Genomic DNA, 569 nt, shown 5'->3' on the forward strand with positions numbered 1-569 from the left:
CCCAAAAGACATTGATCTAAATCTAAAAGCGTATCAGATGTTTGAGGGAACAGATCTTTTGGCAATTGAAGGTATGAGCTTTTCTACGGTTTTGGCATTGATGAGTGAAGTAGGCATGGAAGGGATCAAGAAGTTTAAAACAGCCAAGCACTTTGCTTCATGGCTTAGGCTTGCCCCAAACAATAAAGTAAGTGGTGGCAAAGTATTGTCTAGTAAAGTGCCAAAAGGGAGCAACAGACTTAAAATAGCCTTGAGAAATGCTGCAAATGCCATCGGGAACCTGAAAGACTCAACACCCTTGAGGGACTTCTTTCAGAGGATAAGCTTTAGAAAAGGTAGAGTATCTGCCATCAGCGCCACAGCAAGAAAGCTTGCAGTCATCATTTGGAATATGGTCGTAAAAGGAATTCCATATGAAAATCCCGAAGGCTATCTTTTCTTGGATCAAAAAAGAAAGTTGGGCTTAGTTAAGAGAATAAAAAAACAAATCGATAAATTCGGTCTGACTAATGAGGATTTAGGCCTCGAAATCAGCTCAAATTGAGGGATTTTGTTTACGTTAGTCAGAA

Annotated in this window: 1 protein-coding gene; it reads left to right on the forward strand. The window is 39.7% G+C overall.

Annotation, left to right across the window (positions count from 1 at the left end; genetic code table 11):
* Positions 1 to 544, forward strand: a 544-nt coding sequence (locus ACFSKL_RS16430) for a transposase (protein WP_376887422.1), incomplete at its 5' end; no start/stop codon positions are given.
* Between the last annotated feature and the right edge of the window lie 25 nt (positions 545 to 569).

Origin of the sequence: Belliella marina (genome assembly GCF_042682445.1) — a bacterium.
Lineage (GTDB): Bacteria > Bacteroidota > Bacteroidia > Cytophagales > Cyclobacteriaceae > Belliella > Belliella marina.